The sequence below is a fragment of the candidate division WOR-3 bacterium genome (assembly GCA_029858255.1).
Taxonomy (GTDB): Bacteria; Hydrothermota; Tepidihabitantia; order SM23-42; family SM23-42; genus SM23-42.
Window position 1 is genome coordinate 1 of record JAOUFJ010000041.1, and the last position, 13613, is coordinate 13613.

The following is a 13613-nucleotide window of genomic DNA, read 5'->3' on the forward strand; positions in this document are numbered from 1 at the left end:
GATCCAGTTCTGCGTCCTGCGAAATTCACCCAGCGCTTTCTTGCTGCCCCGTGTGCCTTGAATCAGGATACGGTGGATTCCCCTGAATAACTGCGCATTGGCCCTGGCACCTGCGACATGTTTGATTCCGTATTCCAACGCATTTATGTAGTTAATAACCTCCTTGATTTCCTTAATGTTGTCGCGGGGTTTCATATCGGCTTCGAATTCAAGTACTCCTTCAAGTGATGCCTGAGTTCCCTCTATTTGGGAGCTCAAAAGCGCCTCTTTTTTTACATACATGGCAATGAAAAACTCGGGATTGGGCAAAACGGTCACAATACCATCGAGTCGGGCAATGGACCGATCTGTCCGAGAAAGCAGTGTTTGTAGCTCGTCATCGTATTTTATCGCTGGTGCAGGAGGAAGCATTCTGGGTATGAAGGCTGCGTAACCTCCCGGCTGTTTGATATAAGTCCCGGCACGGTTACTCATCATATTGTCTCCAATTTGGTCTATTTTTCATGCTAAAATATCATCTCTATGCCATAAGTAAGCATAAGTTGACTTAAAGTACATATGATCTCTGAGTCAACAACAGCATACTTCTATGAGAATTTGTCATATAAGTCAACAATAACTGACTTAAATATTATAGTCGTAAATGGGGAGTTGTCAAGGCTATCCACGACCGTTGGGTTCGCTATTTTCGTTATTCTCGCTACTTTCGTTATTTCCGTTAGTATCGTTATTTTCGTTGATATCGCTAATTCCGTTGATTTCGTGCAGGTTCTTATCTTCCGATCTTCTGAGCATCTGCTCTGTCATATGATCCTGGATTCCCCGATCCCCCTGACTAAGTCAGAGGACAGGCAAATCGGGGAATGAAGTCAGTTGTCAGTTGGGGACAGGCATACACTTTTACACTTTTGGCCAAAAAAACCCGTTGAGTTCGTTAGTACTATTAATCTCGTTATTATCGCTATTTTCGTTAATCCCGCTCAGCGTCTCAATTTCTTAGTATCCTGTTGTTCCGCGTCGGGCGGTCACGCACATTGACATTGACGTACAGGTGGGTATCATACACCCGATGATTAAAAAGACAAATATGATGGCATTCATCTGCATTATAGTTATCATAAGTTCGTATTTCGCGGGCTGTGCCAGAAATCTCTCAGAGAAAGTGCAGCGCAATCTGCGTTTACATATAGAGAGTGCTGGTGAACCTCCCCATATCAAGATCGATGGCGAAATTATCTATTCATCCATTATCCTGCCGCGCTTCTACGAGCAGCGTGCATACATGCCGGCCTGGAGCAGTGATACTGGTTTCTCACTGCAAATAGCCGGTCTCGTCAAAGCAATCTCTGGGGCCGAAGGACAGTGCTTCATGCCCGATGATTATCATCTTAAAAAGATCACCGCGCACATGTTGGAAATAAATAAAAATTATATCCAGAGAAAGACTTTCGACGCGGCAAAGCTTGCAGAATTAGACCTGCTGCTTACCGATGCCTTCCTTATTTACAGCGCCCATCTTCTGGAAGGACGCACCAATCCGGAAACCAGATGTGCTGAATGGAACGCAGAATGTGAGGAAGCCGACCTGGCGGTTGTTCTGCAGAATGCTCTGAACTCGGGGACGATCGAAAGCACGATAAACGAGCTACTGCCAAGAGAGCCCAACTATTTTTTGTTATGCAGGAAACGGCGCGAATACGCAGAAATTAGAAAGAAAGGCGGCTGGCCTACAATACCGGATGGTCCTGATTTGACCAGCGGTGCCCAAGATAATCGTGTCCCTGCGATACGGGAACGTCTAACCATGGTGGGTGATTTACCCAGGAAACGGATAAAAGACGTACTCATGTTCGACGAAGAAATGGAGCGTGCCGTACGCCAATTCCAACGGCGTCATGGTTTAACACCGGACGGGAAGATCGACGCGCGGACAATCGGAGCGATGAATATTCCTGTCGAAGACAGATTAAAGCAGATTGAAGTAAATATGGAAAGATGGCGCTGGTGCCAGAGGGATTTTGGCGAACGTTATATATTAGTGAATATCGCGAATTTCGAGCTGGATGTCTTCGAACATGACACGACGGTGCTATCCATGCGTGCCGTGGTTGGCAAACCTTATAGAAGTACGCCTGTCTTCAGCGGTAGGATGACCTATCTCGTATTCAACCCTTACTGGAATGTGCCAAAAACAATCGCAGTGGAAGACATCTTACCCAAGATCAAGAAGAACAAGGAATACCTTACCAAGAATAACTATACAGTACTGCAGGGATGGGGAGGCGGCGAGCGTGAGATTGAACCGTCATCCATCAATTGGGCTGTACTTAACGAGAATTATTTCCCGTACCGGTTCCGGCAGAATCCGGGGCCGACAAACGCGCTTGGCCGCATAAAATTCATGTTCCCCAACGAGTACGACGTTTATATTCATGATACACCAGCAAGGGATCTGTTCAACAAGGACTCCCGCGATTTCAGCTCAGGATGCATACGAATCGAGAGACCGGCCGAACTTGCTGAATACGTGCTGAACGACACTGTCAAGTGGACGCGAGCAGAGATATTGAAGGTGATAAGAGAAAGCACAGAACGCACAGTGGGACTGTCCAGTATCATCCCTGTGCATTTACTTTACTGGACGGCCTGGGTGTCGAATAACGGCCTTCTGAACTTCCGCAACGACATTTATAATCGTGACGAAGATATATATCTTGCACTCATCCAACCTCCTTGCCCTCAGCCGCAGAAATAGAACCTGGACTGGAATCCATGCAACTGTTCATGAAGGCACATAAGTTAACCGCAATCACCGCAGTTATCATCATACTCATAACAAATACGGCCGCAGCGTTCTCTGACGGTAAAACTACTTTCTCGGTTAAGTACAAAGACGAAATAATACGCTACAAGACCTTTGGAATATATGTAATGCCCGGAGAGAAGGTCGATTTCGAAGTTCTTGATACACCCGATCAAGGGAATTACGGGCTTGAAGCGGGGGCTGACGGCATCACTAAGGTCGATAATAATAAATGGCGATGGGAGGTACCTCAGGAAAAAGGGCTGTACGAACTTGTGATAACGAATCCACCGCGGAATGATACAATGATACTCAACACTTTTGTAATGGTTCCCTTTCGACAAATCCAGGGAGAATACCTGAACGGCTATCGGATAGGCAAATATCCGGAAGAACCACTACGTGATCTTGAGATCTACGAACCTCCCGATGGATTCATAGAGGTCACGGAACAAAATCAGGATACGTACATAAGCCCGCACTTCCAATTGAAGCAGTTTCTATGCAAGCAAAACGGCGATTATCCAGAATACGTAGTGCTCAGGGAAAGACTTCTTTCCAAACTTGAGATTGTTCTGGCAAAAGTCAATGAAGCAGACTATCAATGTGAAACATTTTACGTGATGAGCGGATACCGTACACCTTATTATAATGAAGTAATACGAGATGTCAGATACAGCCGTCATATTTACGGCGGTGCCGCAGACATATTTATCGACGTAGACCCCGTAGATGGCGTGATGGACGATTTGAACAAAGATGGCAAGATAAACTACAGTGACGCAGACGTATTGTACGACATCGTTGACGACATGTACGGCAAGCCTTGGTATGAAATCCTTATCGGCGGTTTAGGGAAGTATGGTTGCACCGAATGCCATGGACCTTTTGTGCATATCGATGTCCGCGGTTTTCGCGCACGGTGGTGATGCTAAGGTGCGCTGGGGACAGGCATACACTTTTAGACTTTTGAACAAAAAACCCGTTAAGGTCGTTATTCTCATTAATCCCGCTACTATCGTTATTTTCGTTAGGCTCGTTATTACCGTTAATTGCTTTTTTGTCGCGATAACACAATTGCGAATTTACAGATGTTGTTCTCGATGCGTTCCTCACCTCACTTACTCGAACTGTAAGTGTTCTTACCCTTCGAGCATGTCGAGAAGTTTACATGGTATTCCAGCGATAGTAACGATATTAACGAACTCAGCGGGAATAACGTCGTGTCTATTTTATTTTAATCACCTTCTGGACTACTTCACCGTTAATCTCTATGAAGTATATACCCGGCTTCAAGTTGTCGTTGGCGACTTGGCGACCCGTGATATCAAAGAGGCTGTAAACCCCGTCATCCGGCAGCCGGATTTGACCAGTGATCACCGTTGGAAAAACGGGTTCTGACGAAACAATGTTGTTACCACCTTCTTCAATGCCAACAACATCACTCTCCCACCAGGTTATCTCATCGACACCGGTTGACGCGCCCAGGACATCCAGATCGCCGTCACTATCCACGTCGGCGGCGTAAACCGCGGTGGCCCCCGTGTCATACGTCGCAATTGTGTGCTTGGTGAAGTTTTCTAAACCGTCGTTCTCGTACCAGGCAAATTCATTTCCATAGTACGCCGCGCCAATCACATCAAGGTCCGTATCGTCATCCAGATCAGCTGCAAAGACCGCACTTGCATGCAGGAGGTTATTGTCGATTATGTGTTCGACAAAATTCTCATTACCGTTGTTCTCGAACCAACTAAGCCGGTCAGCACCTTGAGCCGTACCCAAGACATCCACGTCACCATCTCCATCCAGATTTATTGCATAGACAGAGCGTGCCTGGTTGAATCCAACTACAACCGTACGCTCAGTGAAGTTTTCACTACCATCGTTCTCCCACCACTTTATGCTATTGGCATAGATTCCTGCGCTGAGCACGTCGATGTCGGTATCGCCGTCAAGGTCGCAAGCATATAGACCTTGAGGACCGACAAAACCGACACCCACAGTGTCAAAGGTGAAGTTCTCATTGCCATCGTTCTCCCACCAGAAGATATCGCCGGTCCAGTATCCTGAAGCCACGATGTCAACATCTCCATCCGGTTCCATATCGATCCCATAGCAGGCAATCGCCGAAGTCAGAGCCGGTGTGAGCGCATGATAGGTGAAATTCTCATTGCCGTCGTTCTCCCACCAGGCAACGATGTCGCCCTCACTGGCTGCACCAATTACATCAATATCGTTGTCGCCGCCTATGTCAATTGCGTGCACGCAATACGCTCCATCGAAGTTATTGGCAATGACATGCTTGGTGAAATTTTCGTTGCCGTCGTTCTCCCACCAGGCAACGTCGTCATCATCATAGGCAGTTCCCAGAATATCAGTATCATTATCGCCATCCAGATCAATAGCATAGACCCAAGAAGCAAACATGAAGTTCGTGTCAACAATGTGTTCAGTCCAGCCAATTTGGGCGGGCAAAAATGCAGGCGATAGAATCAATGTTAGCGCAAATACAACTACACTTCTCATAAATACCCCCTTGAGCTTTTACGACGCTCATCGATTACAGTGATAACAAATATGATTACGGTGATTATCACCGACACTTTAATAGATCATTCTAATAGCATGATTTGAAGTTGTCAAGACCTACCTCCCGGCTCGACCCTCGATATTGGATACTTGATACTGAATACGAAAAACGTTAGTTTCGTTAATATCGTTATTACCGTTAGTTCCGTTAATCTCGCTAATTTCGTTGGCTTCGTTCCCCGTATTCTTCGAGCGAACGTAGTGAGTCGAGAAGTAGGAGATTTCGTCACTCACAATACGGGCTCGCAATGACAGAGGCATTAAGTATGTAGCGTCGGTGTGTTGACAATCGAGTGATAACGTATATACTACAACCTCCAAAGGAGATAGAATGAGTTATTTAAAATATTTCACAAAATCGATTGACGAAACGGTGACAAAACGGGTTTCATGCCGCACGTTTGAAAACAAATTACTCGATGAGAAGCACAAGGAAGAATTACTAACTTTCTGCAGGACTTTGAATAGAGGACTTTGGGGAGAGAAGATCGACTATAGTCTCGTTGAGTGTAGTTTGGATGAATTGAAGAAAACGAAGATGTCGGCGTTCGGATTATTTAAAAACGTAAGGAGTTTTGTCGTCGCCATAATCGATAAGGCTAATTTACACCATATAAGTTACGGTTATGCATTAGAACATATCGTTCTGAAAGCAACCGAACTCGGCATCGGCACATGCTGGGCAGGCTATTTTGACCCCCGTGTGATGAAAGACATCAAAGTAGAAGAAAATCAGACTGTACCAGCCATCATACTGGTCGGGTATGCAGCGGAAAAGCGTACATTGAAGGAAATAATCGCCAGGTTTGCCATCCGGGCCTCAAAAAGGCGTGATTGGAGAAAATTGTTCTTCCATGGGGATTTCGGCAACCCGCTGAGTAAAGAAACAGCCGGACATTACGCTGGAGCACTGGAAATGCTCCGTCTTGCACCATCGGCTGGCAATACCCAACCGTGGCGTATAGTCAAGGAGAACGACCAGAATATATATCATTTTTTCAAAAGAGTGGTGAATCCGAGTTACGAGAAGCACAAATTGCACGATATTGATATCGGCATCGCGATGTGCCATTTCGAACTGGGGGCAGCAAAGAATGGATTGGACGGCAAATGGGAGCGCACCGACCCGCACTTGACTGAGCTGCCATCGAAAACACACTATATGATAACATGGACACACGATACAATATAGAAGCATAGAGCAAAGGGCATGGCGCCAGCGCAAAACACCAGAGAAATTAGGCAGTTAAGAAGATGAGACTGAGACGCAGGATCTCCCTTGAGGCTCGCAGTATCACGTTGTTCGCAGAAGTCGCACAAACGTTGACTACCTTAATTTCGAGCGAACGGAGGGAGTCGAGAAGTGCAAGCCACCGGGGACAGGCACCTTACGGAGCCAGTCCCCTCGAGCGTTACGTCATGCGTATGGCGTACAGCGTGCCGTTTGTAGCGTCAGGAGTCGATCATTGACATCGATTTCAGATTCCCTATACTAACTTTCAAATTGTATAGCGAAGCATGCAGGAGGAATGATGATAGCATTGGTATTGTCTTTGTTTCTTGTTAATCAAAAAAGCGTCGAGTTGAGATATACTACAGAGGCGCCGCATATCGACGGAGTGATCGAAGGCCTGTGGCTGCAGGCCGATTCGGCTTACGACTTCATACAGTACCAGCCGAATGACCGCATGCCGGCTAGCGAACAGACGGTCGCTTATTTCCTTGCTGACGATGATAATCTCTATATTGCGTTACGCTGCTACACTCCGGGCAGAAAACCAGTGGCATCTTTCAAGGGACTGGAGGATCATGTTTGGATATATCTAGATACCTTCAACAGCAGGAGCATGGCATACATGTTCGCCGTTTGCCTGAGCGGACATTATGACGACGGTTTGCTGCTCGAGGACGGCAGAGTGCAGGATGTTTCATGGGATTATGTTTGGTTCTTCGGTCAAAAAATGTATGATGAGCACTACGAGATCGAGATAAAAATCCCGTTCAAATCGATCCGGTATAAACAGGGACTGGACGAATGGGGACTTAACATCCGGCGCTGGCATATCAAGGATTATGCTGTATCCCACTGGACCGAGGTGCTTCAGCAGCATGGAATGCAGGTCTCTAATTTCGGAACACTGAGAAACGTCCACCCAAAGGCGAAAGGGTATTACGTAGAACTATACCCGGAAGGTTTTTTCAGGTACGACCGCAAGGGAGATTCGACAGATTACACGCCCAGCCTTAGTTTCAATTTCAAGTGGGATCCATCATCGCAGACGACCCTTAACGCCACGGTCAATCCCGATTTTGCGCAAATCGAATCAGACCCTTACACGTTCAACCTCTCGCGTTATCCGGTGCGCCTCGACGAGCGCCGGCCCTTCTTCGTCGAAGGTCTAGATGTTTTCAGAATGTCGCATTTGGGTCTGGGCTTCTTCAATTCACTCGATATCTTCTACAGCCGCAAAGTAGGTGAATCGCTCCCGCAACCCTGGCTTGGGTCATTACCCATCCTCGGCGGATTGAAACTGATAAATAAGGGAAGCGACTGGAACTTCGGCGCGCTCGGTGCATATACAGGCGAATTCAATGATACCACAGCCAGCGATACCGTAGACATACCGAACCGCGGTTTTGGCGTGGCCCGGATCAACCGGGCCGTTTTCGATAACTCTGAGATCGGCATGATGTTCAGCGGCACCGCAACGAGCCGTGATGATTACAATTATGCACTTGGATTGGACGGCGCGTATCGCGCCGGTCCTTCACAGTTCATAATACAGTCGGCGTTTAGTGATAAAAATACCAAACGCGGCTATGCGGTATCATCCGGAGGCATATACCGTTCGAGCAATTTCATTGGCGTAGGAAGTTTCGTTGCAGTGGATGATTCTTTTGATGTCGGCGATATGGGATACGTTCCCTGGCAGGGAGTCACCGACCTGTACCTCGCAGCAGGACCTGCAAGATATCCCGAGACTGGGCCGATACTCAGATTCTATCTTGAACCCGGATTTGTTCTAACCAAGTATCCGGAAAGCGACCAATGGTCAAAATTCGTTTCCTTATTCATTGAACCGCGTTTCCGGAATCTCTGGGGATTCAACATCTACGCGCAGGCAGGCAAAATGTATGAGGCTGATACCGATTACATATACCGGAGTGTTGAGACTTCAGTTTGGAGCGGACTACGTGAGAACATAAATCTTAACTTCGGCTTTGATTGGTCCCATCGCTATAACTACTACCGCAGCGCGATCCACGGACAAAAATGGATTGGCGACCAGCTCTGGATCTGGCACTGGATGAGTTTCATGCCTATTTCACAATTATCTCTCATCACCTACGGTGATTTCGTCATGGAATGGGACCCAGATGGAGACCTACACGCGATCACCCCAATATGGACACCCCGCATCGAGTACCAGATAAATGCCGACATGGACATTTCGATCTACTCTGAATTCGTTTTCGTTACCGATCAAGGGAACCTTAGAACGGCCGAAGTTTATTCAAACCGCGTTGGATTTCTATTTGCATGGAATTTCTCTCCCAAGAGTTGGCTGTATGTTGCCTTCAACAACCTTCGCACCGACGAGGGCGAGGGATTAGAATTGGCTGAAAGGATAGCGGCGGTCAAGATAAAGTATCTGATATACTTCTGATACAAAATAACCGTTTCAAACGTTGGGTTCGTTATTACCGTTATTTTCGTTAATATCGCTGCAATAACATTCTGAATTGCGAATTTCATACAAGATGTTATTTTAGTTGTTCCCGCTACGATCGTTAATAGCGTTAGTCTCGTTCAAATACTGAGATTGCTTCGCTTTGCTACGCAAAGCTCGCAATGACGGTGGGGGTATGCAGCGTCGAGGAGGGTATCACCCTCACCTTAATCCTCTCCCCTCAAGGGCGAGGAAAATCGTGGCGTAGAGCATGCGGCGTCATGCGTCCAAGGGGACAGGCACCTTTCGGAGCCAGTCCCCTTGGACCGATAAGCAAACGTACGGTAAACCTTCTGGTTTACGACGAATTTTACCCAAAAGTTAACAAAATATAGCAGGTTGGAATGTTTACTTTATCACCGCGATTTCTGCAAGGCTGAGTTCCTTCAGGAGCGCAGCGACGTGACTTCAGTGAAAGCGTATCTTCAGTCTGCACGAGCAGACATGTCTTCAGTTCGCGTGAGCGAGCGTGACTCCAGGTATTTTCCCGTGGTTACGTTAAGTTATCCGTTCCGCGCACATGTAAGCAGCTTTTACCGCGGTCGGAATGCCACCAAACTCGTACGCCCAGCATGAACTTATGTACAAGTTCTTGACCGGCGTGTCGATCGTCGTGCTGCCCGGATTTTTGTAAAACCACTTATTGGGATTCCACGACCATGCCGACGAAGCGCCGTCACTGTTGCCGGTATACCGTTCATAGGTCAAAGGGGTCGCCGAATCCTCGAATTCAATACGCTTCTCTATATCAGGAATTATCGATGAGAATCGTTTGACCAGAACTTTCTTTGCTTTTTCCTTTAATTCTTTATAGACCTTCCGGTCGCCGCCACCCCAGTTGTTCATCCACCTGAACGGTACCATGCAGCTGATCATCAATGAGGACTTACCTTTCGGTGCGAGTTCTTCATTCATGAGCGAAGGTGAATATGCATTGAGCCAGACCTTTTCAAAAAACTTCTCGTCTTTCGAATCACCCATGTCAGGCCCCGGTGGGTCACAATCGCCGTACAAGACATGAGGGACCTTCAAATACTCCCGCATTTTCTCTCGAGAGATATCCAGTCCTAAATATACCACAAAAAAGCCTTCGGATACTGCTGCATTTTGGATCTTTTCTACGAAATCACTGCTGAGCAATGACCGGTCATCAAGCAGATTCAAGAAAGTCTTTTTGTAGTCGCTGGCTGACAAAACATAATCCGCCGCATAGTCTTTTCCGCCGCAGGTCACACCGATCGCTGCCCCATCTTTCGTGAGTATCCTTTCGACCTTTGATTTCAGTTTCAACTCACCACCGAGTTTACGGAAATTCTCCGCGAGAACATCTGCCCAGGACTGCATACCCGTCTTTAGGGTCCAGTAGTCATTAAGAAAGGACATGAATGCTGCCGGCACAATCATCGCGGACATGTCGGGATACCCAACATCTTTGAATGTGAAATACACTTTTGAACCTTTGTCAAAATACATCTCGGCAAATTCGGACGAAGTCATCTTTCCATACTTCCGGACCATACCAATGAACTTTGACATACGGAACGGGAATGTAATCTTGTTCAAGAAGGTCTTAGGCTTGTCGAGCCCTCTGTATATGTCACACAAGCGGTCGATTTCAGCATAATATTTTAAGAGCCTGTCCTTTTCCGACGGGAACGCTTCGAGTATTGATTTCTTCATGTCATCAAGAGAATGCATCACAAAATCGTAGTCCGGCGAGACCCAACGTGCTATCTGGCGGGTGAATTGTAGTTTGTCATAAACGCCGATATCACGCATGGCCGGGAATATCAAATCTGCCATCTCAAAAGACAATGTCCCGCTCTCAAAATAGTACCCTTTGCGCCAGAAACCTGCGGTGTACCCCCCGGGCATGGTGTGAGATTCGAATATGGTAACCTTATGACCTTTCTTTGCAAGAAGATTGCCGGCCATCAGTCCGCCCATGCCTGCACCCACAATTACCACGGTACTCACTGCTGCCCCCCAATTTGAGAAACGGAGAAATGGAGATACGGAGAAAGGGAGAATTTAAACATGCTTACACTCCTTTGGCTGAAATATGGCGACATGTAGATGACACCATAATAACTTATCGTCAATTATAAATAAAGATATTGCTTTACTATGATATGGACCGTTTTTGTTTTGTCAGATTGCGAGTTATCGATATTGAGAGTAATGGTCTTTGCTTTTTCGGTGATGATACGACCAAAGAAACCGATGCGTGAATCTATCTTGGTCTGCTTTATGAGCGTTCCATCATCATCCAGCAAAAAAACAATGACATCTTTATCCAACGTTGCGGCGACAACCATCGTGAACGTACCACCGAGCAAAGCGATCTTAAACTCACCGGTTTTTTTCCGGTCCACGACCAGCGTGGTTTCCGCGAACTGTGCAAGCGGCGCTGCTTTCAGATAACCCTCAAGTTCGATTATCGGCCAGTATATCAATACTTCGTGCCGGTCCCATTCATGCGCAGAATACCCGAACAGGCGCAGTTCCTCGTCGAAAGTCAGCTCACCAGGCAGGGTTTCTGAGACCTTTATGAAACGCTTGTTCCGGTAACCGTATACCTCGGTGAGGAATCCCTTGTCGGGCAAGGTCAATACGGCAAGCTCATTACCCTTGGTACCGCTAAAGTAATCGTCTACTGAAATATCGGCAAGAAACTCTTCCCCGACAGCAATTGTATGGAGTTTGCCAGAAGCACCATCCTGCACTGTTACGATCTTCATGCCCAGCCTTATTATGTCGTCCACTTTGTCGTTGGTGAGATCGGCACGAATGGTTTTGCCGCTCATGAAAGAAAGTGATGAAACCAAAAATATGCCACATATAATTGCACACTTCTGCATGATCCCCCCTTCTTTTTGGATCCGAGAATGAATTCTAGCTCGCTGGCGCTGCCTCCGGAGTACCTGGACCCGCCTGGGCAGATTCGGTCTGCTCGAGCAATTTTCGATATACAGATGAATATGCAAGCAGGGTAACCGGTATGGTCACAAAGAGTCCAATGAACAAGCAGATCGCACCAACAACATTGATCAATGCCAGCACAAGACCGAACCCGAATAACTTCCATTTCACGGTGTGCGTTATCCTCGAGCTCATTCGCATCGCTTCAACCGGATCACGCCCCTGTTCAACCACAAAATAGCCGAAAAACTGAAATTTGAGCGCCCAATATATGCCGGGAACGATCAAAAGGAGAAATCCGATCCAAACAATCAATCCAGTCAGTATCGAAGCACCGAGGTATTTCCAGAAGTAAGGCTTGAAAGAGAACAGGTCTTCGAATTTCGGATCCTGATTGTCCAGAAACTTCAGTGCGATGCTGATCAACCCAATCGATACGATGACATCCGCAACCCAGGCAATGATCCTGAAGAAGAATGATAGCCCGATCGACTCCCTCTGCAGGATATTGGCGATAATGTGCGGCACACCAGCGAGTGCCCACGCAACGATCAGCACACCTAGAAAAAACCAGATATTGTCCTTCATGATATTCCAACCGTATTGTAGGGCTTCTTCAACAGAAAAATCTTTCTTTTCCACTACTACCTCCTTTAGCGTATTTGGTGCTCAGTTATGATACTAATATCACGATAACATTAAAATGATGTTTGTTACGTAAGTTATCATTATATATGCAGCAGTATGACTGTCAAGGCCGTATTGCTTGCGGATTCAACAATCGCTTCACTTTCAACTTCTTTCTAAATCAACAGGCTCGGTAACGTATTCTTTCCACTGCCGGTCGATCCATTCTTTTATTCCCTTTTCCTTTATTTCGCTCAAGTTATCAATACAATGGAATCTGATGACACCGGGATTGCTTTTGAGCGTTTCGCATGGAAATTCCGCGCACTCATTACATAGATCGTATCCTTTACCATGGCAGCATTGACGGATATCACATCGGTCGCTTTCAGTGCCGTGCGTGCCTGACTCAACCTTGCATCCAGGACATATCGATGACCGGGCGAATCTCTGCAATCCCTTCTTGAAATTATCCATATCGATATCATTTCCCAATTGCTTTTTCAATCCCAGGCTATCGAACATATCCGAACTCAGCTGAAATGCCTTCCTGATCCTGCCGGTGTGCCAGTCGCATATATGACAGTAAGAACCACAGAAAGATACGTGGTATTTTTTCTCCAGGTCATAATTCATATACAGACCTCCTTGAGCATCTTCGATGCTCATCGATTATCCCGACTCAATCATTGAAAGACGCACACAATGAATAATGGAATCGGGATCCTGCACAGCGGGACAGTGACAACATAAAAAATTACAGCGATATATTTTTTGTGCGTCAAAGACGCTGGTTACAACTCAATATCTAACTGTTATTTCGTAAGGTTCAGCGTCGCCGGATCTGACCAAAAATGTTAACTCTTCGCCGCTGGACCGCATCAACATATGGTTTAGTGTCCGCAGGTCGTTGCCAGCAAGGTCTACACCTTCCATGTTGA

The 13613-nt window shown here is 46.6% G+C and carries 11 protein-coding genes; 4 read left to right on the forward strand and 7 right to left on the reverse strand.

Annotation, left to right across the window (positions count from 1 at the left end; genetic code table 11):
* Together OEV79_11340 and OEV79_11345 are read right to left on the reverse strand one after the other, a co-directional pair.
* Nucleotides 1-477: Fic family protein (locus tag OEV79_11340; protein MDH4212029.1), on the reverse strand; the 477-nt coding region annotated here is incomplete at its 3' end.
* A gap of 183 nt (nucleotides 478-660) precedes the next feature.
* Nucleotides 661-807, reverse strand: coding sequence for a hypothetical protein (locus OEV79_11345; protein MDH4212030.1), 147 nt, complete (start codon nucleotides 805-807; stop codon nucleotides 661-663).
* 262 nt (nucleotides 808-1069) lie between these two features.
* On the opposite strand from OEV79_11345, the gene OEV79_11350 reads away from it, so the two are divergent.
* On the forward strand, nucleotides 1070-2755 hold the full coding sequence (locus OEV79_11350; protein ID MDH4212031.1) for a L,D-transpeptidase family protein: 1686 nt from the start codon (nucleotides 1070-1072) through the stop codon (nucleotides 2753-2755).
* 29 nt (nucleotides 2756-2784) lie between these two features.
* Nucleotides 2785-3732, forward strand: a complete 948-nt coding sequence (locus tag OEV79_11355; protein MDH4212032.1) for a hypothetical protein — start codon at nucleotides 2785-2787, stop codon at nucleotides 3730-3732.
* A 298-nt stretch (nucleotides 3733-4030) separates the two neighbouring features.
* Here the strand turns inward: OEV79_11355 and OEV79_11360 are convergent, their stop codons facing one another.
* Nucleotides 4031-5329, reverse strand: a complete 1299-nt coding sequence (locus OEV79_11360; protein MDH4212033.1) for a T9SS type A sorting domain-containing protein — start codon at nucleotides 5327-5329, stop codon at nucleotides 4031-4033.
* Nucleotides 5330-5723: 394 nt separating this feature from the next.
* On the opposite strand from OEV79_11360, the gene OEV79_11365 reads away from it, so the two are divergent.
* A complete protein-coding gene (locus tag OEV79_11365) occupies nucleotides 5724-6584 on the forward strand; it encodes a nitroreductase family protein (GenBank protein ID MDH4212034.1) in 861 nt (286 codons plus the stop codon).
* A 340-nt stretch (nucleotides 6585-6924) separates the two neighbouring features.
* Nucleotides 6925-9060, forward strand: coding sequence for a carbohydrate binding family 9 domain-containing protein (locus OEV79_11370; protein MDH4212035.1), 2136 nt, complete (start codon nucleotides 6925-6927; stop codon nucleotides 9058-9060).
* 561 nt (nucleotides 9061-9621) lie between these two features.
* Here the strand turns inward: OEV79_11370 and OEV79_11375 are convergent.
* From OEV79_11375 to OEV79_11390, 4 genes are all read right to left on the reverse strand, one after another.
* Complete coding sequence (locus OEV79_11375; protein ID MDH4212036.1) at nucleotides 9622-11100, reverse strand: NAD(P)/FAD-dependent oxidoreductase; 1479 nt, start codon at nucleotides 11098-11100, stop codon at nucleotides 9622-9624.
* 125 nt (nucleotides 11101-11225) lie between these two features.
* Nucleotides 11226-11984 (reverse strand): hypothetical protein, encoded by a 759-nt coding sequence (locus tag OEV79_11380; GenBank protein ID MDH4212037.1) that lies wholly within the window; start codon nucleotides 11982-11984, stop codon nucleotides 11226-11228.
* 34 nt (nucleotides 11985-12018) lie between these two features.
* Nucleotides 12019-12687, reverse strand: coding sequence for a hypothetical protein (locus tag OEV79_11385; protein MDH4212038.1), 669 nt, complete (start codon nucleotides 12685-12687; stop codon nucleotides 12019-12021).
* 150 nt (nucleotides 12688-12837) lie between these two features.
* The gene (locus tag OEV79_11390) at nucleotides 12838-13308 is read right to left on the reverse strand and encodes a DUF3795 domain-containing protein (protein ID MDH4212039.1); all 471 of its coding nucleotides are present in this window, start codon (nucleotides 13306-13308) and stop codon (nucleotides 12838-12840) included.
* Between the last annotated feature and the right edge of the window lie 305 nt (nucleotides 13309-13613).

What these genes read in the sequence shown, in the direction of transcription:
- OEV79_11380 (MDH4212037.1), bottom strand. Translation starts at nt 11,984, where the DNA reads ATGCAGAAGTGTGCAATTATATGTGGCATATTTTTGGTTTCATCACTT.
- OEV79_11365 (MDH4212034.1), top strand. Translation starts at nt 5,724, where the DNA reads ATGAGTTATTTAAAATATTTCACAAAATCGATTGACGAAACGGTGACA.
- OEV79_11370 (MDH4212035.1), top strand. Translation starts at nt 6,925, where the DNA reads ATGATAGCATTGGTATTGTCTTTGTTTCTTGTTAATCAAAAAAGCGTC.
- OEV79_11350 (MDH4212031.1), top strand. Translation starts at nt 1,070, where the DNA reads ATGATTAAAAAGACAAATATGATGGCATTCATCTGCATTATAGTTATC.
- OEV79_11355 (MDH4212032.1), top strand. Translation starts at nt 2,785, where the DNA reads ATGAAGGCACATAAGTTAACCGCAATCACCGCAGTTATCATCATACTC.
- OEV79_11390 (MDH4212039.1), bottom strand. Translation starts at nt 13,308, where the DNA reads ATGAATTATGACCTGGAGAAAAAATACCACGTATCTTTCTGTGGTTCT.
- OEV79_11345 (MDH4212030.1), bottom strand. Translation starts at nt 807, where the DNA reads ATGACAGAGCAGATGCTCAGAAGATCGGAAGATAAGAACCTGCACGAA.
- OEV79_11360 (MDH4212033.1), bottom strand. Translation starts at nt 5,329, where the DNA reads ATGAGAAGTGTAGTTGTATTTGCGCTAACATTGATTCTATCGCCTGCA.